The sequence below is a fragment of the Dysgonomonas sp. UBA7710 genome, from assembly GCF_002482385.1.
Classification (GTDB): domain Bacteria; phylum Bacteroidota; class Bacteroidia; order Bacteroidales; family Dysgonomonadaceae; genus Dysgonomonas.
This window is the reverse complement of record NZ_DLFW01000036.1, coordinates 64,490-90,685: the sequence shown is the minus strand read 5'-3', so window position 1 is coordinate 90,685 and position 26,196 is coordinate 64,490. Positions and strand designations below refer to the sequence as shown.

Below are 26,196 nucleotides of genomic sequence, written 5' to 3'. Positions count from 1 at the left end.
TGGTAAGATATAAAAACTTTGCGCCTTTGCGTCTTTGCGTGAAACAAAATTAAGGCATCAGCTAACTCGTATCTTTCGTCCTTTCGGATTTGCAATTCGAAAGTTTCTATTGTCAGGATTTATAATCCGTTAAAGAGCCTGTTGGATTGTAAATCCTGATAATAAAAAGCAGGGGATTACAAATCCCCTGCGACGCAGGTAACAAAGGTTACACTATTTCACTCATTTGTTAATATGCTAATTTCAAATTTGCTAATTAATTTTTTCAAAGAGCTATAAGCTAACAGCTAAAGGCTATCGGCTTTCAACTATATAGATAAACTTTTATCAAAAAACAGAAGGATATGCATACTAAAACGTTACAAATCATTTCTGCATATCCTCTATCCTAATCTACATGTGCTATTTCACTTCGAATTCATAAACACCTGCCGATTCTTGTACCGGCAACTGGAATAGCAGGCGTACGCTCTGGCTTGTTACAGGTTCGAATTCCATTGCATTCAATGCATCCTTTTCCGGTTTGGCCGGTGTTTTGGCTCTCACATCTACCCATTCTCCCTTATCGTTTTTGTATTGTACTCCCCATGACAGAGGAATACGGCAACCACCCCAAGGCCCGTCGTCGTACCAGAATACCGACGCAGTAGAAAATGTTTCAGGTTTATCGAAATTGTAGACAATCCATTCCTGTGAATTATTTTTCGGCCACAAGGTAAAGAACGGTACATGCCTGTCATTCGAGTCCTTCGGCCAGTAACCGTCGTTTACACTGCTCATCGATTTGTTAGGAGAAGAAGCGGATACTTTCGCATTCGTACAGAAAGTGGGAGGAGGCAATGGGCGTGTCGATTCCACAGTACGCGGTATCCATACAGCCATTTCTCCTGAACCACGGTTCGACCATGCATAATACGGAATGGCGGTCAGGCGCTTGTCTTCTATAATTACATTATTGTCTTTATCCCGCGATGCGCTTTTGGCATTTGCTTCCAGTTGCATGATGCCGCTCAGTTTGTCGGATAGGAAAGTTTCTGTAAATACGACATTATCTTCCAGTACGGCATTCAGTACACGGTCTTTATTATCTATCCATTCCAGGCAATATACGATAGGGCCGCGCTCGATAGCTACTTTTCCCCTGTCGTCTTCTACTTTTTCGTTTGCGATATCTTTATGAACGTCCATAGGGAACGATAAATCTATCTTATCTCCCTTTTTCCATTTTTGAGAAAGGGTTACATAACCGTTACTTCCTATTGTGTAATCTACATCTTTTCCGTTCACTTTTATCTTAACAGCTTCCTTTTTCGGATTCAGGTAAGTGTAAAGGTCGCTTGGTACAGGTTTATTCAATGCCCATCCCGGTATTCTTACCAGTACATCGAATTTTTCTGATTTTGCAGGATCTACATTGATAGTTACATTGCCATCCCACGGATAGCCGGTCTTTTGTGACAGATTGATTTTATTCTTACCCAATTCTATTTCACTTTCGCTTTCTACAAACAAGCTCACATATATCTTATCGTCCTTCTTTGCATATACATATCCCGGTATCGAGGGCATAAAGCGGCATACATTGCTCGGACAGCATGCACAGCCGAACCATTCGCTGCGTCCGTGTTGTCCCACCGATTCCAGCGGATTAGGATAGAAGAAGCGGTTGCCGTCGAGGTTGATACCCGAAATCAATCCGTTGTATAAAGTACGTTCCAGCACATCATAATATTTCGAATCGCCATGAAGCAGGAACAGTCTGTGATTCCAGTACACATTGGCGATAGCAGCACAGGTTTCGCAGTAGGCCGACATATTCGGCAGTTCGTAATTCTTGCCGAAAGCCTCGCCATGCCCTGTTGCTCCGATGCCCCCTGTGATATACAGTTTCTTGGTAACCACATTGTCCCAAATCTTGTCTATGGCATGCAGGTAAGCCTCATTTCCTGTCAAAGCAGCCACATCGGCCATTCCCGAATACATATAGGCAGCACGTACGGCATGCCCTACCGCTTCGTCCTGTTCGATAACAGGTTTGTGTGTCTGGCTGTATTCGCCGCTGTGTCCGTGGCCTTTCAGATCAAGGAAATATTTGGCGAGGTCGAGATATTCTTTTTTACCCGTTACACGGTACATCTTTGCCAGTCCCATTTCTACGATCTGGTGTCCGGGTTCGTAAGCCAGTTTACCCGGCCCGAAATCTTTTACCAGCAGGTCGGCATTTTTGATAGCCACATCGAGCAGGGAGCGTTTTCCTGTCGCCTGATAATGAGCGACTGCCGCTTCATAAAGATGCCCGCAGTTATAAAGCTCGTGGCTGAGGTCGGGGTCTTTTTCCCAACGTTTTTCACCTACCCACTCATGCAGTTTTCCCGGTTCTCCGGCAGTACGTGCTGTATATAGATATCCGTCGGGTTCCTGAGCCTTTTGGATGTAATAAATCAATGTATCCATGCGGGCTTCCAGCTCCTTATTCGGGAACATCTGGATAGAGTAGGCTGCGCCTTCGATAATCTTGTAGATATCCGTATCGTCGAAAGTCAGTTGAGTTGCAAAATAACCCGGCATCAGTTTGCCCGCTTTCTTGAAGTTATCTACCCGTCCTGTATTGTAGCAATGGCCGAGGGCAATCGGTATTGTTACATCCTGATTGATGCGGATGCGTGGCGCCCAGAACTTGTCCGAGAATTTAACCGATGTAAAGGTTACCGGCTGGATAGGGTAGTCCTTGTTGTCTCCTTTCTGCTGATGGGCATGATGATGTCCCGGATTGTTGCATCCCCAGGCTGCCAGCCAGTAACAGGTAAATAAAAGAATGACTAAACTTAATTTTTTCATAGCTATATTTGTTTTGTTATATTATTTCCCTTGATTATATAGTTCCGATATTTCGTCCTGTATCAACGGCGTATCATAGAACTTGAGAGAGTTGAGGTATCCTGTGAAACGGTGTTCTCCATCAAATTTAGTACCTAAAGTCATTTTTTCGCTTTTTCCTACACGCAGAAAAACATCTTTCTCTTTTACAAATATACCGTTAATATATATTTTTTCCTTATATCCATCGAAGGTAACAACTATATGTTTCCATTCTCCGTCGGTTCTCATATCCTTGATTCCCATATCTTCGTACCAGCCGTGATGCATGGTGATTCCGCTGCGTGGACTGCTTCCGTATCCGAAGATTATTTTTTCCAGTTCGCCATACGATTCGTTGATATCGAGTATACATTCGTTTTCTTTCGGATTTTCGGATGCTATCCATGCTGAAATGCTGTAAGGTGCATTGCCTGTCATAGTTTCGGGCAATCCGAAATCAGACTTGAACTGCTGATATCCATTAAATGCGAAAGCCGTTTTGCTCTTATAGTTTTTGATAGGAACAGCCATTGAGAAAGCGTCGAATCCTTCTTCTTTATTTTGTTCATTTAATATTCTGGCAACGAGAGACTCCGCAGGATAATTGGCGGCATTGATTTCGAACAGTAATCCCTGTCTTTTCGGTGCAGCAATCTTTGCCTGCTTGTCGAACGGCTGGCTATTATTCGGGAATGGGTCTGTCCCCCCTGAGAATACTTTTATATTCCACACGGCAGGGAATAAACCGTTTTTCTCGTTTCCTGTAACCGTTAGTCGGATATACCTTGCTTTTATATCGCCGTGGTCTGTCATCGGGCTTCCGGCAATTATATTATTGCGCTTGTCAGAAAAAACCGTCCAGTTTTTACCATCGGCAGATGTTTCATAAATATACTGATAAAATGATGTGGCATGTTCGAACTGCGTCCAGATACGCTTTATATTCTGTGCTTTACCTAAATCCAGTTCTATCCATTCATCTTTATAACAGTTTTTTGCCCGCCATAAGGTCGCATTATTGTCATCGACGGCATATTCGGGCTTGAAGTTCCCGTCGTAATAAGACGAGGCTTTTACCTTTGCTCCGGATGCGATATTCTTATACGGATTGGAATCTTTCTGTAAGAACCCGATTCCTTTGTGCCCGGCATTAACTTTCATTATCCGTCCGTCTTTATCGAATTCCAGTTTATCGGCTGCTACCTGTCTGAAAAAGCCCCGGGTCGATTGCGGAATATTGTGCCTGTGATAAACAATATAATAATTGTCTCCTTCCTTCAATATACTATGATGCCCCGGTCCGTGAATGGTACTGTCGGCACTTGTAGCCAGTATCGGATTATTATCCGCAAATTCGAAAGGACCCATCGGACCTGTTTTGCTGGTTGCATACTGCACGCGGTAAGTATGGTCGTGGCACGAGCCCGATGAATAGGTCAGGTAATAGATACCGTTGCGTTTAAATACATAGGGGGCTTCGAAAAAATCAGTGGCCTGTGTATTCGGTATCAGTGTAGTATCTACAAGGCTCTTCATATCGGCGCTCAGTTTGCCTACGCCGCAGCCATGGTCTTTGTATATACCCCATGTGCCCCAATAAAGATAAGTAGAGCTATCGTCATCGATGAAACTCTGCGCATCGAGTGTGATAGACATTTTTACATACCTGTCGGGAATAAGCACTGCTTCATCCGGGCCGAGTATATTCGTCCACGGGCCTGTGGGATTGTCCGATACGCCACAGAATATTTTGCATGCCTGGCTATAATAATGGTAATATTGTCCGTCGGTACCCTGCATCACATCCGGCGCCCATATCTGGTTAGCCGTCGGCCAGTTCATAGGTTTGATAGTCCAGTTTACGAAATCTTTTGATTTCCACACTTGTGCAGGGCCTACACCAAGCCCTGTGCCGTCGGTTGTAGCATAAATATAATATGTATCTCCGAACTTGCAGACTGTGGGGTCGGCAAAATATCCCGGAATAATGGGGTTCCCTGCTGCCGGAGTGTTGTATTTTACTTCCTGTCCGTACAATGTATGGAAAGAAAGAATAAATAATAGGATATATAAGGCCTTTTTCATATTGTTACTGATTTGTTCTGTTATCAGAGCATAAATCCAATTCTATTTCGGGAAAATATTGCAATAAAAGGTTATACATGTCGGGGTCATATTCTTTCAGTTTCTCCCGTGTGTTAATGGAGTTATGCACCCCGTTTGGTCCGGTAGAATATTTGTTACAGTCAAAAAATGATTGTACTGTTTCGGCAAAATACTCTTCTTTATTACTGATGGCATAAGTGTCTTTCCATAAGCCTTTTTCTATCGCTTTCAGACGTAAAGCTTCCAGTTCATTGTTGAAATCCGGGTTTATATCCAGAATGCCTACCATATGGATAATATGGGCAAACTCATGTATAAGTATACTTTCCCCCTTATATCTGTCGCCTGGCAGGCAAATCACATTTTCCTCGCCACAACTGGCGCTGAAGTCGTGTTCGGGTGCACCGCCAAAACCACGGGCGCGTTTGTTCCAGTAAGCTGTATTTTCGGGAGTGTTGCAGATATGCTTATACTCAGGTATATCGCACACCTCTTCTTTCTCCCCGATTATCATTACTTTGCAGCCCTTGGCTATCATTGCTTTCTTTACATCTTCCCTTTTTGATAATACTTGCGAGATTACTTTAGCAGCTCTGGTAAGTGCAACGTCGTTGACCTTGGCTGATGATACTATGGGTATCCCGTCTGCATCCATATATTTCTTATAGAAAGGATCTATGCCTGATGTATCGGGTACAGCGGCTACTTTTATATCAACGGAAGAAAGCCGCCCCTTTTTGTCGGAGCAGCTGTTGACTAATATGATGAAGAATATAGAAAAGAATGAATATAATAATATGTGTTTCATTACTTATTGTTTTTTCAATTGACTTTCCATTCTATAACCCCGCCGGAATAGCCCTTGCGGTCAACATCTATGACCTGAGGCCCGTTTTCATCCGAAGCTTTTTCAGCTTTTGGCTTTTGCAGTTGCACAACCATCTTCAATTCGGTTGTGGTTACCGGATCGAATGTTACTTTATTATATTTATCCAGTTCAGTTCCGTATGGAGAAGTGTTCCTGACTTCTTTCCACGCATTACCGTCTTTGTACAATAGCTTCCATGATTCGGGAGCTTTGTAGATGACATCATAATGCTCGAATGCCAGCCAGTAAACTTCTGCACTTGAAATTTTTTCCGGTTTTTTGAATTTATATCCGATAGATTCCTCTGTTCCGGCTTTTAGCCACCAGTAATGATATGGAGTGTTGATGTCGGCAGAAGATTTCGGCTCGAACTGGTCGTTGTATCCCCATCCGCCTATCTGCCAGGCCTGAGATGCAAGAGTAGGTTCCGGCTTTGGAATAGCGTATTGAGAAGTTTCGGGGGTCCATACTACAAGTTGACCTTGTCCGCGATTGTTCCATGTACTGTAAGGGATAGCCTTGAACGTAAATGGTTTTTCTACTGTGCTGCCATTTACGGAATCTTTTTCTACCGAATAGGCGTTACCTTCGAGTACCATAACTCCGTTCAGCAGGCTTTTCTCGAAATGTGATTCTATTTTCGAATCGCGTGGAATTACCACATCAAATAGATAATCTTTCTTCTGGTCTATACTTTCCAGTGCATAAACAATTGGACCACGCTCCATAGATAAGAGTCCTTCATCGTATTTCACTTCTTTATGTGCCTGTACTCTTCTCACCGGCATGTCCATATGTACGGAGATTTTATCTCCGGCCTTCCATTCACGTTCGATAACGGCATAGCCTCCTCTGATTCTCTTTTTAGCATCCTGTCCGTTTACCAATATCTTTACATCAGGATTTGCTCCGTCTACATAATGATATAAGTCGGAAGGTACAGGTTTGTTTTTTGCCCAGCCGGGAATACGGACAAGCAGAGCAAACTTTTCAGATACTGAAGGTACAACTTCTATACTGACATCCCCGTCCCACGGATATTTAGTCTTTTGAACCAGTTCTACTTCGTTGTTATCAAGTTTTACTTTTGAGTTTCCTTCAACAAATAAGTTTACATAGATATCTTTTTTGTTTACAGCATATGCATATCCCGGAACAGAAGCCATAAAGCGGGTTACATTTCCCGGGCAGCATGCGCAACCGAACCATGGTGCGCGTTCGAAGCCACCATTCGACGCCAGCGGATTTCCATAGAAGAATTTATCCCCGCTCAGGGAAACTCCTGCTATAAGTCCGTTATAAAGCGCTCTCTCCAGCACATCTACATATTTGGATTCACCTGTGGCAAGGAACATGCGTTGATTCCAGTATACATTAGCTATAGAGGCGCAGGTTTCGCAGTAGTTATTGAAATTGTTCAACTCGTAATCCGGTCCGAAGCCTTCTCCCTGTGCACGGGAGCCGATGCCTCCGATGATATATAGTTTCTTGCTTGCCATATTATCCCATACACGGTTTACAGCCTCGAAAAGTTTGTGATCGTGCTGCATAGATGCTACATCAGTAACACCCGAATAAAGGTATCCGGCACGTACGGCATGCCCTACTATTTCGTTTTGTTCGAGTATAGGCATATGATCCTGGCTATAGGGGCTGAGCCTGTGCCCGTCGGTACCACGTCCTGTTTCGTCGACAAAGTAGCGCGCCATATCCAGATACTTCTTATCATTGGTTATATTGTATAGTTTTACTAATGCCATTTCTACAATCGGATGACCGGATGGAACATGCTTCTGTCCCTCATTTGGGCCGAACACCTGACATACAAGGTCGGCATTCTTGATGGCCACATCCAGTAATGTCCTCTTCTGGGTTGCCTGATAGTGGGCAACAGCTGCTTCGTAAAGGTGGCCGCTGTTATATAATTCATGGCTGTTGATTTTCTCCCAGCGGGAACTACCCCACCAGCCCGAAAGACGTGTACACTTGTTGGTAACGCAGGTTGTAAGATAGCCATCCGGCTCTTGAGCTGCTGCAATCAGAGTGATTACACTATCGAGGTATGCGTCTAGTTTCGGGTCGTATTTTATCGCGAGGGAATAGGACGCCCCTTCGATAATTTTATAGGGGTCGGTGTCGTCGAAAGAGAAATCACCTTTGTGTTCCCCTTTTATCAATCCTGCTGCCAGAGCAAAGTTGTCGAACCTTCCGTTGATTTCGCATTGGTGAAAAGCAGACGGAATGGATACTGTTCTGTTTATTTCCATTCGCGGCAGCCAAAATTCGTCTGTAAAATGGACATCAGTGAACGGGACTTCTTTTATTTCGCCCAGCTGAACGCCTGATTGTTCTTCCATATTGTCGCATGAGAACATCAATGCTGCCGTGGCAAATAATAATGTTAGTTTTCTTTTCATGTATCTTTAATTTTTATTCGATGGTAACATTAAAAATAAATGTTGCCTGAACAGTTTTATCAGTTTCATATTCATAGACTAATGCTTGCTTGATAGTAAATTTATTACCGATAGCACACTGACCTGGATATTGTCCGATTGTAAAAGCATAACTGGAGGCATCATATTCGGAGAAAATTCTGCTTTCAGCTCCCCATGAACATACATTTCCAGCAGTATCGAACCAGTGCCCGTATCCATTGGCTGTTGTTTTTGAATTCAGGCTTCCATTAACTTCTATAGCATAGAATTTGATCTTGCCGTCCATATATCCTTTTATTGCACCAGGCTGGAGGATAAAGGCTTTTGCCAATTTCTGCAGATCTGTATTATTTAGGGAGACTGTAGAACCTGTATAGTCAGTCGAACTTGCTGGGAATTTTACGTTATAAGTAAGGGTGATATCTTCCTGTTTTTCTGTTCCGTCGAATGAAATATTTCCGAGAAGGTCAGTTTTTGAGAACTTGACTGTGTAAGGCCATTGGTCGTCATTTTCTTCTTTTTCATCCCAGGCATGTGCTATATAAGTATTAGGTGCTCCCAATACAACGAACCACAGCTTTTCACACCCTGTAGGAACCATAAATGCTACATTTGCCTGCGTTTTTCGGTTCATATCTCCATAAACACGTTGGCCATTGTTCAGTAATGCTACATACCCGTATCGCCATCCGGCTCTGGTAAGACTGCCCTTGTTGTATTTCGTTACAGTGGTTGTTTTTTCATTGTTGGTAGATATTCCGGGGTCGTCGGAAGCTAAAGCCGAACCAGGTTGCAATCCGGTAAATTCGGTAGAAACCACTGTTCCCGCTTCCGGCACGTTCAATGGGATGGCATTATAGCCTGTACTACCCGGACAATGACTATATGCCACCTGATAGGAACCATCTTTCAGCGCATAGAGTTTATACGAATGCTTGCCAATATAAGCAGATCCGTTGGAATGGATAGCATCTATATCCCATGTGATAAAACGTGTGGCCGCATCATACATCTCTTCGTTGAACTGCTCAACTGTGAGATGGTTCATCCGCATATATGCCTGCATCGGATCTTCCGGACTTACAGTCTCACGCCACAGTTTTCCTATGAAATCAATGCCATGTTTGTCTGTCCAGTAATAGTGAATGAAGTAGCTTGCATAACGTTGCCACTCATGTCCGATATGACGATGGCAATTATCAATATATACACCAAAATTATAGGATTCGAAGGCTTCTTTGGGATATGACTGAAATGATTGCCATTGGGCAGTTTGTTCCCAGAAGCCATTGCCACCGTTACCACCGTATCCATACCTGAATCCGCGGCTGAAGTCGTTCTGGCATTCACCTATAGCTAACAAGTCTGCGTAGATCTGATACTGAAAGCTATGCCCGATTTCATGAGCGATAGTCGACCCTACAGGCCTGCATGTACTAGGATTTACCCATAATCCTCCGATTATGTCGTCGTATCCTCCACCTGTTGCCAGCCATTCAGCTTGGTAGAGCAGGTAAATCTGCATCTTGTATTTATCCAGATTAGACTTGGAGCTTCCTACTTCAGCAAACTTTAGGGTTTGGACATTTATTTCATAGAATTTTTCGGATTTTGCTAACAAGTCATCTATATCTACACGAAGTTCCTGCGGGATGGTAGATGCATTTGGGTCGTTGCCAAAACCTGCTTCCCAAAATACGATAAAATGTTCGGATTGCTTACTGCGAACGAAAGACCATTTGCTATCACTACGGAGCATATCCATATTTTTAAATTCATTTGCTTTGTAAAATTTATCATAGTCTTCGATATCCTCAGGGGTGAGAATAATAACATCCGGGTCAGGTTCTTCCGGTTCTTCAGGATCTTCCGCTTTCGGTTCTATTATTTCTTCCTCATCCTTATTTCCGCAACCATATGTTGAGATTACCGTTCCGGCTAAAAGAATAAGAAAGAATAAACGGAAGTATAAGGCAAGTACACTTGCCTTATACTTTTTTGTATTGGATTTGAATAATATCATATTTTTAGGTTTATTCAGCTGTCGTAATATTGAATGTAATATTGAAGATGGCTTTTCCTCCGTTGCATGTAACGATCATTTTTGTGGAAAGGGTATCGCCGGCTATAGCATTATCAGGATGATTGCCACAATAGAGGTAAAGTTCGGTATCGTTATGCCCGATACTGCACCATACAAGGCCGTCTGCCCATTTACCTGCAGTTCCGTCCGCATTTATCCAGTAACCCGGAGCGTCAGCAGTATAGCTGGGATCTTCTTCTGTTTCTGCATTTATATATACTTTCAAATCATTTGAGACTGCTGCTTTATGGATCTGATGAGTAGTCATCTTAAATGCTTCGCGCAAAGTCTCTTTTATATCTTCTTGTATGCTGGCATAATCATTACTCCATGCTTTGGTAAATGTGACATTCTTTTCAATAGTAGTAGGCTCCCCGGCAGGAGGTGTTTCAGGGTCTTCGTAGACGATTACATTCACTGTAATATTGAACATCTCTATTTTATTGTTAGCCAAAAAGCCATATTTAATAGTTATTGTCTCTCCACCTTCCAGATTGTTCGGCATTTGGCCTATACCAATTTCATTGTCTTCAAAGTCACCGTATGTAGTATATACACTGGCGTTGTCGCCATATTCGCCTACAAAGCCGTTCATGTCATACCAGAAACCACTACCTGTAACTGCTTCCTGTGCATAGCTGCCATCTTCATTTATACCAAGGAATTGCACATTATCCAATGAAGATATGCCCAGATCACTTAACGTTCGTGCCAGATCGAATTGAAGAGGGTCCTGATCGTAGCTTGACTTAGGAGTAATATTGATGCTAAGATACTGGGTATTGACTACTGTAGCTGTTATCTGTCCTGCGGTTTTCGCATTGATGGTTATAACTACAGCTGCACGTTTCTCATTGTATTTCAAACACTCGATAATCTTTATGGTTTGTCCATTTTCCAAGTGTCCTGGATATTGGCCTATTGAGAACATTTTATCTTCTGTATTATATTCGGCGAATACCATGGCATCCGTTCCCCATGTTGTAACATCACCATTTTTATCCCACCAGTGTCCCCAAGGAGCATTTGTATTTGTCATGGAGCCGGTGTCGTCGTGTGTAGTACCTTGTATAGCAAAGCCTTTGATTTCAGGAGCATCACTCTCTCCTTCTATTCCGGAAATGAGCTGTTCCTCGGTGATGCCAAACAATTCGGCTATTTTATTCATTTCAACTACTAATGTTGCACCATCATAAAGAGTTTTACTAATGGTAATATCTACCGTATATTCCAGTATCAAATCTGCATTAATTTTATTTTTCTGGGCTTCCTTAATAGAATCCTGACGGGCAATCTCGTCAATCTCATCCTGAGTTAATGTATGCAGGCCCGAAAAATCCGAATTGTCGTCGCAACTTGTGCCACCTACCATGAAGGTGGCAATTAATGCTATAAATAGATATATTTTTTTCATTTTGAATCTTTCTTTTGTTTTAAAACTTTTTCTCATAGAAGAATTAATTATATCCTTTATTTTGAACAAGTGATATATTTGCATTCATTGCAGATTTAGGGATTGGAAAATAATCCCAGTGGGTTTCAGTAGTAGCGTCTTTACAGAACCATGATTTTCCATTGAAAACATTACGTCCATCGGACATCTTAAACCTTATCAGATCTTGGCGACGATGGTGTTCTCCAACGAACTCCCAAGCCAGATCGTCGAGCAAACCTCCTAATACAATGTCAGTTCCTTTTTCCGAAGTACTCTTATACGATGCAGGATCCCAGTTTGCAAAACCCTCACTGGTATATTCCCGATGCCCGTAATCATATCTGCTACCCCCTTTTAAGTCGGCCACTGTGCGAATTGCTTTTGTAGCAGAGTCGAAAGAACGTTTGCGGATATTGGTGATCAAGTCGGCTGCAATTTGTTCGTCTTTACTCAAGCGCAACAAACACTCGGCTTTTATAAACATTGCGTCTGCCAAACGGAAAAATGCGACATCATTGCCATATGTTCCGGCATCATCTCCGACAATCTCGCTTTTCACAAAACGATAGCCTTCTTGCTGATATGCTCCGGGATTATCTATAGAGTGTACATTTTTCGAATAATTAAGTACGCCTTGTCCAGCCCAATCGTCAGAGGTAAAAGGTATCGGATCTCCTGATTGGGGTATATAGTTTCCGTCGGAGTCTTTAGTTGCACTTTTCTGTACACCTCCGGTCCAGGTATAACCTAATCGCTTGTCAACAGAGTCATAGCTGTCAATAAACTGAGGGATAGCGCAGCTACCATTCCAAGGAGCGCCGGAATATCCGTAAGCAGCCGCACCGGCTCCAACCAAGCATTTATTTACCAAGTAATTGTGTGCGGCGCGTTTTTTATCAAGAGGTATTGCAAATATAACTTCAGGCGATCCGGATATATCGGCTTTAAAATTATCCAGATAATTAGGAGCCAGACTATATCCGCCGTCATTAATCACTTCGTTTACTTCAATCAACGCTTTATCATAATATTCTGTGTCTGCAGTACCAAAATATGCATTGTAATTCAAATATAATTTAGCTAGTACCATGCAAGCAGCATAACGATTGGGATAACCATGTATCTTTTTGGTTCCAAGATCATCTTTGATTGCATTTAATTCACTTACGCAGAATTCGAAAATTTTATCCGCATTTACCTGTTGGGGAAGATAGCCTTCCGGTAGGTTCTGTGTTGTTTCTAGTGGTACATTACGGAATGCATCCAACAAAATGTAATAGTTCAATGCACGCATAAAGCGCATTTGTGCCTGTGGCGACCCTGTTTCAGGTAGAACATCCAGACATTTATTTGCATAACCTATGCCCACATAAGCATAATGCCACAAACCTTCGATATGTCCTTGGGTGGAGTTCCAACTATGTTTATGCATTGAAATATATAAGTCACCCCAGCCCACACCAATACGTTTTGGAGTCATATAAGTATCGGCACATTCTTCCATCAAGTCGAAGTAGCCATTCCATCCCCAGTAGAGATAACGGAATTGTGCATAAGTTTCTCCCATCATAGATCCCACCACTTCCGGATCATTCACATCGACAGTTTCATCTGTCAGTTTATCATATATGGTTTCTGACAAGTCTGTGCAGGCAGCAAAAACCAATAAGCTGCTTACGATCAGTCCTTTTATTGTATTTTTAAATAGTTTCATAGTTTTTATCTGATTAGAAATTAAGATTTAGGCCAACTGTAAAAGAGCGGGTAGTAGGGTATTTATCACGAAAATCGACACCCGGAGTTAAAAAGTAGTTAGATACTTCCGGATCTAATCCTGAATAGCCGGTGATACAGAATAGGTTTTGTCCTGATATATATACACGTGCTTTGTTGATATAATTCCTTACAGAACCTGATAATGGTAAGTTGTATCCTATTGTCAGATTTGATAATTTAACAAAATCTCCTCTTTCCAGGTGGTCGCTCCAGAACCCTTGCGACATGGAGTTAGAGAGCTGAACCTGCTTTTGTTTGCCAGTAGCGTCATCAATAACTGCTGCACCTGTGGCATCGATTGCCCCATACCAGTCGGCTGCTGATTTCAGACGATTATAAGCGATGGAGTTATTCTCATAGAAGCTGCGTTGTGTATTTAGAATTTTGAAACCAAACTGTCCGGTGAATTGCATGCTCAGGTCAAAATCCTTATAGCGGAAAGTATGGCTCCAACCGGCATATACCTGAGGTAAACCATTACCTAGTCGTTGGCGGTTGACTTGTTCGTTATATTTAGTATCGAATTCTTTTACAACCCAGCCTCCGTTACCATCGGATACCTCGACCAAAACAACACCGTCTTTGCTAACACCGACAGACTTTAATCCCCAGAAATCACCCAGACGTTGTCCAACTTCCATGCAGTGTGTCGGAACAGAAATAGGATCTCCTAATCCTCCATATAACTCAGTGAAATTATCTGTCTCGTAAAGGTCGTTTGATAGACTTAGCAGTTTATTGCTATTGTGGGATAAGGTCAAGGTTGTACTATATTCAAAATTCTTGTTCCTTACGGGAATAGCCTGAATCATTATCTCTATACCATTGTTACGCATTTGTCCGACATTGGCTACGGTCGATTCATACATGTTGGGCGGTACGGGTACGGCATAATCATATAATAGATCCTTGGTTTTTTTAGTATAGACATCAATAGATCCATTCAAACGCCCGCCTAATACACCCCAGTCTAAGCCGAGATTCCATTCCCTAGTTGTTTCCCATTTGAGATTAGGATTAGGATTTTGGCTAACCATTAGAGATGAGGTCCATTTACCATCTTGGCTTAAGTGGTCGCCATAAGGATCATAGTCAAACATAGTGAGAGAGGCGTATGAGCTGCCGGGAATAACTCCTGTCACACCATAGCCGGAGCGTAGCTTCAGGTTATCGATCCAAGTGAATTGCTCCATAAACTTCTCGTTATTGATATTCCATCCTAAAGACACTGAAGAGAAGGTACCCCATTTGTGATTGTCTCCAAATTTAGAAGATCCTTCGCGACGAATACTGACCAATGCATTATAGCGGTCATCATACCCATAGCTCACACGTCCGAAAAAGCCGACCAACGTGTTATCGTTTTTGTAAGACCCCATACTGGCTGTTTTATCTTCGTCTTTCAAATAGGTACCCTGACCTAGATTATTGTATAAATAAGATTCTGATGGGAAATTACCATTACCGGCACTAAAACCATCATAGACATTATACAAATAACTGTATCCAACCAAAGCATTTGCTCTGTGCTTACCTGTCGAAAAATCATATTTGGATGTCAGTTCCAGATTGTCGCTGCGGCCATTGGCCGATGATTTGGAAGCCCAACCTTTGCATGCTGCAATTATCTGGCTATAGTAGTCACTCGTATAATATGTTTGCCCTGTGGATGAGTTTTCTTTTAGTGATAATGCCAATTCAGTTTGCCATCCTTTTATAGGTTCTACTGTGATTCTGCCCATAATACGTGAGAAGTGGGATCTGGTGTCGCCTATCATTTCGTTTTGTATTGCCACCGGGTTATAATATTGGAAGCGGCTAAATTCTTCATAATAGGAACCGTTCTCATTATAAATGGGCGATGATGGATTATGAATCAGAGCCTGCCTGTACACATAGGAATTGTCATTATTTGAGTTTTTATGATTGCCATATAATAGGTTAAAGTTGAACTTTAAAATATCTTTCATGGCATATTGTGTAAAGTCCAATTGCATTTTCAAATTGCGGCTGTCACTTTTGCGCATGATACCCTCTTCGTCGCTATATGTTACATTGGCTGAGTACGCCGATGTTTTTGAGCCTCCTTTTAGTTCTAATGAATGGTTTTGAGTATAGCCGGCTTTTCGGGTAACAGCTTTTAACCAATCAGTATCATAGCCTTCATATGGAAAAGTAGTACGTCCATAAATGATATCTTTTGTATCCATAAAATCGGCAGTCTTATACCAGTTAGAGAAAGACAGGTATCCTGAATAGGTAACTTCTGAATGAGATTCCCGTTTACCTGTTTTAGTAGTAATTATAATAACCCCATTCGCTCCGCGAGTACCATATATAGCCGCAGCGGAACCATCTTTCAGTACATCTATAGATGCAATATTTTCGGGTGCCACTGTGGTTAACGAACCTTCAACCCCATCAACCAGTACCAAAGGCTCTACACTACCCTTAATTGTTGTAATACCACGAAGCATGATGCTGGAAGTTGCGTTCGGATCGCCGGATGATTTAGTAATGCTTAAGCCGGCAACCTTCCCTTTGATAAGTTCTGCCGCGTCACTTATTTTACCAACGGTAAAGTCTTCGGCCTTTACGCTGGCAATAGCACTGGTAACATCGCCTTTGCGCTGTGTACCGTATCCTATAACTACAACTTCATCCAGAATTTTAGAGTCTTCGAGAAGTGTTATGGAGAATTCTTTCTTACCATTTAAGACTATTTCCTGTTTCTGGAATCCCACAAATGTAACTACCAATATTCCATTAGGATCAGATACAGATAGAGAGAATCTGCCATCGACATCTGTTGTAGTTCCATTTATTGTTCCTTTTTCTACTATCGCTACACCTATTAGGGCATCTCCATCTTTATCGGTGACAGTTCCTGTGACTGTCGTCTTCGATTGTTGTATTTCCTTGCTGTTTTCGGCAACCGATACCTGCGGATAGGTTAGCCCGCTTAATAAAACACATGACAGTATCATGCAACAGGCTGTTTTGTGTTTGATTCTTAGAAGGTTTGTTTTCATCTTTAGATTTAATTAGTTTCAAATTAATAAATTACTAACCGCTTGTTTAAATGTGTTTTTCTTCTGTTTTACTTCCTGAGTCTGAGAAACAGGCTTTCATGAGGTTCCAGTACTTTACTTAACGGGGTATCAGTAGTACCCATATCTTGCTGTGTCCATATATTTTTGATTCTTCGCGGAGTGCGTTTCATATACAATGAGCCATTTTCGAGACTTTGGTCGTATACAGTATCAAAATTCCAGTTGTAGCTGAGGTCTATCTTGAAATTGTTACGGTTGATAAATAAGAATGCTGCATCACCATCGGACAGGGCTTTTACAAGGATGTCGATTCCATTCAGCTCTACAAAGCGGAATGCAGATTTTCCCTGCTTATCCTGATTAATGGCGATCGCCTCCTTATTCAATAGAATTTCTTTGGTAAGGGAGTCCATACTACGGATATCATTACCTGCCATCAAGGGGGCAGACATCATACTCCAGATAGCAAAATGTGAACGATACTCATGCTCTGTCTGTCCTCCATTCCCGATTTCGAGCATTTCCAGATCGTTCCAGTGCCCGGGGCCGGAATATTGATTAATGGTGAGTGCCTTATCTAATATTTGTAATACACCTACCCCTCCCCAGTTGAATCTGCAATCGTAACAGTCGCGTATATCGGCTGTAATGCGCCATAGATGGCCTATACCTTTACCCCATTCCCACGGTTTGTTTTCTCCCCATTCGCATATGCTGAATACGATAGGCCTGCCACATGCCTTTAATGCGTCGCTCATCGTTTTATAGGCGGCTTTAGCATCCTGACCTTCGTTGTAGCACCAGTCGTATTTGAGGTAGTCGACACTCCATCCGGCATACTGGCGTGCGTCCTGAAACTGGTATCCACGGCTGCCCGGTCTTCCCTGACATGTTTTGCTTCCTGCACATGAATATATTCCGAATTTGAGTCCTAAACTGTGGACATAGTCGGCAACCGGTTTCATTCCGTTCGGAAAATGATCTTTATCTACTATGATATTTCCTTTCTCATCGCGCCCTGTTTGCCAGCAATCGTCGATCACTACATATTCGTAGCCGGCATCTTTCATTCCTGATGAAACAATGGCATCGGCCATCTCTTTAATCAGTTTTTCGCTGACGTTGCAACCGAATTTATTCCAACTGTTCCATCCCATTGGTGGAGTCCGGGCAAGTTTGTCAAATTCAGAAATGACTGATTGGTCTTGTTTTCCGAATTCCTGTTGAGCAAGGGAGAAATTACAAATACCTATAAATAATAAAAAGAATGTGATAATGCTTTTCATACTATAATAAGTTTTAGATTCCGGTAATAATCAAAGAATTGAAGGGGGCAATTCCTCTATTGCAAAAGACGTTAAAATATGTTGAAGGCATATGCAACGAATTTCCAGAACAATGCGAAATTTATCCAAATTAATATTTTAACTATGATGCGAAAATTGAATGTAAGTGTCATGTAATCAGGTTTATATGTGTTTATTTGCAGGATTGTGCTATCTTTTTGAAATTTTGTGTTATCGGAAAAAGTGCGATATTTACACTTAAAACCTTTATACTATATGAAAACACGGATATTAAAGACATTCCTGGTGATAGTATGTTTTTTTCTTTTTACTTCTCCACTTGCAGGAATTGAACTGAATTTTAAATATTATTTTGTAGAGAACGGACTGTCGTCGAATACTGTATACGCTATTGAGCAGGATTCGAGAGGTTATATCTGGATAGGAACAGAAGATGGACTCAACCGTTTCGATGGGTATAATTTTCATTCATACAGGAATATACCAAGGGATAGCACATCTATTGTGAACAACTATATATACAGTCTTTATGAAGATATAAACAGGAAGCTATGGGTAGGGACTGAAACCGGAATCTCTATTTACGATTATCAAAGCGACCGCTTCCGTCCCTTTACTAAGAGAACAAAGGAGAATATTCCGCTCAACGATAAGATACAGAATATTCTATCCGATGAGAATGAGAATATATGGATAAGTTCATTTAAACAAGGAGTGTTTTTTTATAACAGACACACAGATGCATTAAAGCTGTATTCTTTTGATAAATATATAAAAAACAAGCAGGAGCCGGTTTTTACGACCTGTGTTTACAAAGACCGCGATAATACGATATGGGCATTAGTTAATAATACGATATATCAGTTATATAAGTTAGATAAGAAGAAAGATGAGTTTGTTCCTGCATTCCCTGATACCAACTCCGATCTGTTGTGCCAACTCCGAGGATATACCCTGTTGGAAGACACCTTTGGCATGCTATGGTTGGGAACATGGACTAATGGCCTTTTCGAGATAGATAAGAAAACCGGAATTAAAGGTAATTATCTGAATACAGAGAATGTAGACAAAATACTCCATATTCATTCCCTGATGGAATATGAGCCGGGGAAGTTGCTGATAGGCTCGAATGATGGATTGACTTCTTTCAGCATATCGCCTGTTATCGGCAATAAGAGAGAGTCCCATATCAAGGAGCCGGTATTATCGAACCGCTTTGTTTACCCTATATATAAGGATAGGGAAGGCGGGCTTTGGATCGGTACTTATTATGGAGGTATTAATTATGCATCTCCTAACAGAAACTATTTTACAAGTTACACGCACGACAGATATGAAAATTCGATAAGTGGTAATGTTGTGAGTACATTCTGTGAAGACGCATCCGGCAACTTATGGATAGGGACGGATGACGGGGGACTGAACTTCTTCAATACAAAAACAGAAAACTTTATTTCTTATAAGCCCGATAAGAACAGGAACAGTCTTTCTTATCACAATGTACATGCTCTGTGTATATACGATGATAACTTATGGATAGGAACATATTCGGGAGGATTGAATGTGTTGGACCTGCGTACAAAGAAGTTTAAGTGCTATTATAATAATCCGTCAGATTCGACCTCCCTGGATGCTAATAATGTATATGCTTTATATAAGGATTCCCGTGATAATCTCTGGGTTGGTACCACAACAGGAGTAAATCTCTATGACCGTAAAACGGACAGTTTTCTCCGTATGAAAAAATTGAATACTTTGATTATAGATATACTTCAGGTGGGAAATACCATTTGGGTCGCTACTATCGGAGACGGGATACATGCCTATAATCTCGATACAAAACAATGGCATGCATACCAGTTTAATCCGGAGGATAAGTCTTCTTTGATCAGTAATGATGTTATTTGTCTTTGTCTCGATGAGTCAGGTCAGTTATGGATAGGAACGAATAGCGGTTTGTGCCGGTACGATGCGGCAAGTCAGTCTTTTATACAAATATCAGTTAATTTTCAGAGTAATGCAATTTGTAATATATTCAGTGATAATGGTTTCCTGTGGATAGCCACTACCCGCGGGCTGGTAAGTTTCGACCCTAAAACCAATCAATACCGTATTTTTACAAAAGGTGACGGATTATTGAGTGATCAGTTTACAGGAAAGTCCGGGATAAAGACATCTTCCGGCAGAATATATTTGGGAACAGCAACCGGATTCAACGCTTTTTATCCTAAGCAGATTGTAATAAACCGCTCTATACCGCTAATAGAGATTACAGATTTTCAGTTGTTTAATAAATCTGTGAATTTTTACAATTACCTTTCATATAGCGAGGATAGTATCCCTCAGATAACATTACCCTATAATAAGAATGGCTTTAGTTTTGAATACACGGCACTAAGCTATTTTGCCCCTGAAAAAAATGAATACGCTTTTATGCTCGAAGGTTTCGATAAGCACTGGAACTATGTCGGAAAAGTGCGTAAGGCTGCTTATACGAATATACCTCCGGGAGAATACTACTTTAAAGTTAAAGCATCAAATAATGATGGTATATGGAACGATACGGGGCTGAAGATTAAACTGGTGGTTACTCCTCCGTTCTGGTGGAATAAATGGTCTGTCAGTTTTTATATATTGCTGACTATGGCAGCATTGATAGCTTTTCTCACTTATATAAGGAACAGGGATGAAAAAAGGAATAAGGAGAGGATAGAGAAAATCAAGAATGAGCAGGAAAAAGAGGCATACGACTCTAAAATAAATTTCTTTACTTCCATTGCTCACGAAATACGCACTCCTGTGAGTCTTATAATAGGACCATTGGAACAAATTATAGAAACCTCGGATACTTTGCCCGAAAATATAAAAGGCGACCTGAATATTATAGACCGTAATAGCCAGAGGCTTCTTAACCTGGTGAACCAATTACTCGATTTCAGAAAGATAGAAAGAGAGACGATACAAATTACTTTATCGGATCAGAATGTATATGAATTTTTATTAAATATGTATGACCGCTTTAAATCTTATGTGGAACATAAGCATATTAAATTTGTATATACATATGATAATAAGGACTTCCGTACTGCAATAGATGTAGAGAATCTGACAAAGGTGGTCAGTAATCTGCTCAACAACGCATCAAAATATACGAAAGACTACATAGAGCTTATACTTCGCTCTGATGTAGAAGGTAATAAATATATAATATGTGTAAAAGATAATGGAGATGGGATATCCGAAAATGAGAGGGAAAAGATTTTTAAACCTTTCTATCAGATATCCGGTAACCATAAGGCTGGTACGGGTTTGGGGCTCTATCTGGTAAAAACGATTGTGGATGCTTGTAACGGAAGTATAGATATTGAAAGTGAACCGGGTAAAGGGCTTTCGGTATCTATCACACTCCCGGTGAATACTATAAATATGGAACAAGTGATTGATAAGGAAAGAGAGCCGCATGAAAAGGTATTGCAAAATGACCAGAATACCTCTCAGTCAGATATTAATTTAAAGGAATCTTTACATGAGGAGGACAGACAAACTATCCTGATTGTGGAGGATAATCCGGATATGCAGGAATTTATCAAAAAGAATTTGATTTTAGTATATAATATACTTCTGGCAAACGATGGCATAGAAGGAATAAAATTATTGGAAAGAGAAGAAGTTGACCTGATTATAAGCGATATTATGATGCCCAATATGGATGGGATAGAATTCTGTAATAAGGTAAAGAGTAGTTTACTCCGGAATCATATCCCTTTGATAATGCTGACGGCCAAAACTAATATTGCATCGAAGATTGAAGCGCTGGAGATAGGTGCGGATGCGTATGTAGAGAAACCGTTTTCGATCTCATTCCTTTCAGTGCAGATAAAAAATTTACTCGAATCGAGACGAAACCTGTTGAAGAAATTTACGGAGACACCATTTGCCTCTTTGAAAAGTATTGCAGGGAACAGAGGAGACGAGGAGTTTCTTACAAAGGTGAATGATATTATAGAAAAGAATATTGCCAATGTTGATTTCACAATCGAGTATTTAGCAGAAGAGCTTCATATCAGTAGTTCCGGCTTATTTGCCAAGATAAAAAACCTGTCGGGTATCACCCCGAATAAACTGTTACTGATGGTAAGACTGAAAAGAGCGACAGAATTATTGAATGAAAATAAGTACCGAGTAAATGAGGTCTGCTATATGGTCGGATTTAATAATCCGTCGTATTTTGCCAAATGTTTCCAAAAACAGTATGGAGTATTGCCATCTGATTTTCTGGAAAGGCGCGATAAAACCTGATGCTATTCTTTAGTCTTGGATAGCCTGTATTCTTTTGGTGACATGTCATATTGCTTCGAGAATTCCCTGTAGAAATATGACTTGTTAGTAAACCCTGATTTGAACATGATTTCAGATACGGTCAGCTTCGTAGTTATTAAAAGCTGTGATGCGTAATTGAGCCGGATTGTTCTTACAAATTCACTGGGGGTCTTATCAGCTGTATCCTTTAATTTCCTGTATAATGTTGCTTTACTCAGGCCTAACGCATCAGCTATTACACTCGGATTTAAAGATTCGTCGTCCATGTTTTTCTCAATGAATGATACTATTTCCTGTAATAATCGTTCGTCGTCCTGATGAATTGTTATGCCGTCTTTTACAGTAATTGACGAAAGGCTCGAATTGAAGAAGTCTTTCAGTACGGAGCGTTTATTTACCAGGTTTTGCACGGTAGTAAGTACATGACGCGGATGGAAAGGCTTGGTAATATATAGATCCGCTCCATGTTGATAAGCATTGATATGGTCTTCCACCGAGCTTTTCGCCGATACATTTATAATCGGTATATGCGCCGTCTTCGGATCGGATTTGAGTTTATCTATAAGTCCCATTCCATCCATATTCGGCATCAGTACATCACTTAATATTATGTCGGGCATATTCATCTCAATCATAGACAAAGCCTCTTCCCCGTCTCCGGCCTCACTAACATTATAGTAGGGGCTTAATATATCTTTGAGCAGTTCCCGTATATTCTTTTCGTCTTCGACAATCAAAATCGAGATGTCTTTTTTATCAAAGATCTGCGGACTTATAGTTATTTCCTCATCATTTTGGCTGTCTATGGAAGAAATAAGCTGATTGGATTTCATTGGAGGAATATTTATCTCGAACATGACGTATTCTCCCAGTTTGCTTGATACACTGATTTCCCCGCCGAGCATTTCGGTCAGGCTTTTTGTCAGTCCTAATCCGATACCTGTACTTGTCGAATTCTGTAACTTGGATGTTTCCAGAATTTTGAAACGGTTAAACACTTCGGACATTTGTCTGTCCGTTAGTCCCTTCCCTGAATTCTTGATCTTTATATGCAGATTATTACTTTGCGTGACACTGATAAGTATGAAGCCGTTCGCCGGGGTATATTTAAAGGCATTCGAAATAAGATTGAATATAATTTTTTCCAATGAATTACGATCGGTAATAATGGATGTTATACCATCCGTTTCTACCTTGAATTCTATTTTGTTTTCCTGCGCTATCTCCGTATAGTTATCCGTGATATATTCTATTAAAAGTTTTATATCAATGCTTTCCGGGTGCAGAGGTGTATGTCCCGATTCTACTTTCCGGAATTCCATCAGTTCGTTGATCAGTTTTTGCATCTTGTCGGCATTGTTTTTTATTATCTGTATATACCGTTTTGTATATCCGTCAAGGTCCGCTTTTTCGAGCAAATGCTGCGCAGGTCCGTATATAAGGGTGAGCGGAGTAAAGAATTCGTGAGCGACATTCGTGAAGAAATTAAGTTTCGACTCGTGCATTTTTTGCTGGTTCTGCTTTTCGATATGTTCGAGCAGTAATTGCCTGTTGAGTCTTATCCTGTTTCTTATTACGGAATATGCTATATACACGATAATAAGGGCCAGTATGGTGTATATAATAAAAGCAACTGTACTCAGCCACCACGGATATGCCACATCTATACTTAAAGTATATATATTATCACCCCATACCCTGTCTCCGTTTGTTACTTTTACTTCCAGCTGGTATTCTCCGGGAGGTAATTTTGTGAATACAATATTAGGATTGTTGCCGTTGTTTATCCATTCATCCGAAAAGTTGAGCAACCGATAGTCATACTCACAATTTTCGTTGTTTATAAAGTCGCGTGCAATGAATGAAAATGTTACATATGCTTCGTCATATGCCAGTTTTAGAGTATTATCATTTATGCGTTCATTGATATTCTGCGCTGTGTTGAATATCCTAAGATTACTCAGGCCAATAGATGGGTTAAAGTCTCTCAAGTGTATCTTTTCCGGATTGAAATAATTGAACCCGTTCACCCCTCCAAAATAGAGAATCTTTTCTTCATCTTTATAATAGGCTCCGTCAGAGAATTCATCATTCTGAAGTCCGTCCTTCGATGAATAGTTTGTAATACTATGGTCTGATAGATTAATATGGGAAATACCCTGATTGGTACTGATCCATATACCTCCTGTTTCATCCTCAAGGATACCGTGTATTGTATTGTTGGCCAGTCCTTCCCTTTCTGTATATTCCCGTATTCCTGATAGATTATTGTTCAATCCAAGGCGGTTAAGTCCATAGCTTGTGCCAATCCACAGACTTTCTGTATCCCTTGTCAGGGAAAGAACGTCATTGTTTGTCAGGGAAAGATTATTATCTATATCTTCTATCCGTTCAAATGATTTATCTTCTATATTAAACCGGCTTATGCCTCCTCCACGCGTGCCCAGCCATAACTGGTTTTTATCCACTCCCGAAGTTATTGAGTATATGACATTGTTATTAAGGGAATTATGTTTGTCGGCAGATGTATATTGTTCTATATCCTGTACTTCATATTGGTTTGCTCTTTTAGTCAATGCTATTTTTATCAGTCCGTAGCCGGATGTTCCTAGCCATAACAACGAGTCATTACTTGTAAAATGGATGCTGTAAACTGCTCTAAAGGCAGGATACTTTGCCGGAATATTTAATCTGTACAATTGCTTATCTTTCGATAATATGTTGATACCTTCACCTTCAGTACCGATGAATATGTCTCCCGATTGGTTCTTTTTTATTGTATATACAGAATTTGATATTAATCCCGAATTGATATTTAAGAAGTCGGATAATTTCCCTGTTTCCTTTTCTAATATCTTGACCCCGTCTCCCTTCGTTCCCACTAATATTTCATTCCGGTTATACTGACAAAAGCTTCTTACCGGATGGTTCGTATAAACTGTTTTGAACGGAGAGTCATACTCATATACCTTAAGTATGCCTTGCCCGTCTGTTCCTATCCAAAGTATATCCTGACTGCCTGAAAAAAGCGAGAATATAGATATTCTGGGAGAAATACTTTGTATTGGCTGATATACTTTCGTATTCAGATTATAGGTTTCACAGCCTCCTTCGTAATAACTTATCAATAAGTTATCCTTATAATACACAACCTGAGAGATAGTCTTGTTCTTGTCAAAGTCAATGGTACTCGGATAAAGATTCTTGTCATCTATTATTTTCAGATATCCCGGATAATTCAGTACCAGCATATTATTATGTAGCATAAATATGTTGGATACAGGCTTTTCCTGCTCTAAGTATCTGGGTTGGGATAATGTAATCTCTTTATCCTGATATAATAATTTAGACTGATGCAGTTTTCCGTTTTCATATAAGAAATATATATTATCATTTCTATCAATCGCAAAGGTTTTGACAGTACCGTCAATCAGGGAATGGTTTACCGGGATAAACGTCTGCTGCCCGGTATCGAAACGGAATAGTCCTTGCTGCTTTACATAACATATGATATCTTTCCGGGAAGTAATTCCAATGAGAAAAGACCTCTCTTGCTTCGGTATCTGATGTTCTGTCCCTAGAAAATAATTTGTAAATCCCTGAGACTGTTTATTCCACCTGTTCACGCCATAATCTGTTGCTATCCAGAGATAGTTTGGGTCTGACTCCAGAATTTGCCGGATTACATTATTGCTTATCGAGGATTTGTTATTCCGGTTGTAACGATAGGTTTTAAAATCTCTCCCGTTATACGAGTTGAGGCCGTCCCATGTGCCTATCCATATTGTTTGTTCCGAATCTTCGAAAATACAGTTTACAGAATTATTGGACAGCCCGTCGGTATTCGACAGTTGTTTAACTGTATTCTGGGAATAAGCAATCGCAGGTATTATAAAGAAACAGAATATAATACCGGAGATAATGGAATATGTGGTTTTGAATAAATTCATA

Annotated in this window: 11 protein-coding genes; 1 reads left to right on the top strand and 10 read right to left on the bottom strand. The window is 40.7% G+C overall.

Features of this window, described 5'->3' with window-relative positions:
- Window positions 1-402 precede the first annotated feature (402 nt).
- From B3317_RS11445 to B3317_RS11405, 9 genes are all read right to left on the bottom strand, one after another.
- Window positions 403-2,838, bottom strand: a complete 2,436-nt coding sequence (locus B3317_RS11445) for a glycoside hydrolase family 127 protein (RefSeq protein ID WP_291111568.1) — start codon at window positions 2,836-2,838, stop codon at window positions 403-405.
- Window positions 2,839-2,859: 21 nt separating this feature from the next.
- Window positions 2,860-4,944 carry a family 43 glycosylhydrolase gene (locus B3317_RS11440; RefSeq protein ID WP_291111566.1) on the bottom strand — a complete coding sequence of 695 codons (2,085 nt, stop codon included), beginning with the start codon at window positions 4,942-4,944 and terminating at the stop codon, window positions 2,860-2,862.
- A gap of 4 nt (window positions 4,945-4,948) precedes the next feature.
- Complete coding sequence (locus B3317_RS11435; RefSeq protein WP_291111564.1) at window positions 4,949-5,773, bottom strand: hypothetical protein; 825 nt, start codon at window positions 5,771-5,773, stop codon at window positions 4,949-4,951.
- A 14-nt stretch (window positions 5,774-5,787) separates the two neighbouring features.
- On the bottom strand, window positions 5,788-8,250 hold the full coding sequence (locus B3317_RS11430) for a glycoside hydrolase family 127 protein (protein ID WP_291111562.1): 2,463 nt from the start codon (window positions 8,248-8,250) through the stop codon (window positions 5,788-5,790).
- A gap of 13 nt (window positions 8,251-8,263) precedes the next feature.
- A complete protein-coding gene (locus tag B3317_RS11425) occupies window positions 8,264-10,294 on the bottom strand; it encodes a DUF4859 domain-containing protein (protein WP_291111560.1) in 2,031 nt (676 codons plus the stop codon).
- A gap of 10 nt (window positions 10,295-10,304) precedes the next feature.
- Window positions 10,305-11,768, bottom strand: a complete 1,464-nt coding sequence (locus B3317_RS11420) for a DUF4859 domain-containing protein (RefSeq protein WP_291111558.1) — start codon at window positions 11,766-11,768, stop codon at window positions 10,305-10,307.
- Between the two features lie 43 nt (window positions 11,769-11,811).
- Window positions 11,812-13,503, bottom strand: a complete 1,692-nt coding sequence (locus B3317_RS11415; protein WP_291111556.1) for a RagB/SusD family nutrient uptake outer membrane protein — start codon at window positions 13,501-13,503, stop codon at window positions 11,812-11,814.
- Window positions 13,504-13,516: 13 nt separating this feature from the next.
- The gene (locus tag B3317_RS11410) at window positions 13,517-16,597 is read right to left on the bottom strand and encodes a SusC/RagA family TonB-linked outer membrane protein (protein WP_291111554.1); all 3,081 of its coding nucleotides are present in this window, start codon (window positions 16,595-16,597) and stop codon (window positions 13,517-13,519) included.
- A gap of 68 nt (window positions 16,598-16,665) precedes the next feature.
- Window positions 16,666-17,904, bottom strand: a complete 1,239-nt coding sequence (locus tag B3317_RS11405; RefSeq protein ID WP_291111552.1) for a glycoside hydrolase family 27 protein — start codon at window positions 17,902-17,904, stop codon at window positions 16,666-16,668.
- Between the two features lie 276 nt (window positions 17,905-18,180).
- On the opposite strand from B3317_RS11405, the gene B3317_RS11400 reads away from it, so the two are divergent.
- Window positions 18,181-22,224, top strand: a complete 4,044-nt coding sequence (locus B3317_RS11400; RefSeq protein WP_291111550.1) for a hybrid sensor histidine kinase/response regulator transcription factor — start codon at window positions 18,181-18,183, stop codon at window positions 22,222-22,224.
- A 2-nt stretch (window positions 22,225-22,226) separates the two neighbouring features.
- Here B3317_RS11400 and B3317_RS11395 read toward each other — a convergent pair whose 3' ends face one another.
- Window positions 22,227-26,195: a hybrid sensor histidine kinase/response regulator transcription factor gene (locus B3317_RS11395; RefSeq protein WP_291111548.1), complete on the bottom strand. Its 3,969-nt coding sequence runs from the start codon at window positions 26,193-26,195 to the stop codon at window positions 22,227-22,229.
- Between the last annotated feature and the right edge of the window lies 1 nt (window position 26,196).

Excerpts from the sequence above, each read along its gene's own strand:
- B3317_RS11445 (WP_291111568.1), bottom strand. The coding sequence starts at position 2,838 with ATGAAAAAATTAAGTTTAGTCATTCTTTTATTTACCTGTTACTGGCTG.
- B3317_RS11440 (WP_291111566.1), bottom strand. The coding sequence starts at position 4,944 with ATGAAAAAGGCCTTATATATCCTATTATTTATTCTTTCTTTCCATACA.
- B3317_RS11435 (WP_291111564.1), bottom strand. The coding sequence starts at position 5,773 with ATGAAACACATATTATTATATTCATTCTTTTCTATATTCTTCATCATA.
- B3317_RS11430 (WP_291111562.1), bottom strand. The coding sequence starts at position 8,250 with ATGAAAAGAAAACTAACATTATTATTTGCCACGGCAGCATTGATGTTC.
- B3317_RS11425 (WP_291111560.1), bottom strand. The coding sequence starts at position 10,294 with ATGATATTATTCAAATCCAATACAAAAAAGTATAAGGCAAGTGTACTT.
- B3317_RS11420 (WP_291111558.1), bottom strand. The coding sequence starts at position 11,768 with ATGAAAAAAATATATCTATTTATAGCATTAATTGCCACCTTCATGGTA.
- B3317_RS11415 (WP_291111556.1), bottom strand. The coding sequence starts at position 13,503 with ATGAAACTATTTAAAAATACAATAAAAGGACTGATCGTAAGCAGCTTA.
- B3317_RS11410 (WP_291111554.1), bottom strand. The coding sequence starts at position 16,597 with ATGAAAACAAACCTTCTAAGAATCAAACACAAAACAGCCTGTTGCATG.
- B3317_RS11405 (WP_291111552.1), bottom strand. The coding sequence starts at position 17,904 with ATGAAAAGCATTATCACATTCTTTTTATTATTTATAGGTATTTGTAAT.
- B3317_RS11400 (WP_291111550.1), top strand. The coding sequence starts at position 18,181 with ATGAAAACACGGATATTAAAGACATTCCTGGTGATAGTATGTTTTTTT.
- B3317_RS11395 (WP_291111548.1), bottom strand. The coding sequence starts at position 26,195 with ATGAATTTATTCAAAACCACATATTCCATTATCTCCGGTATTATATTC.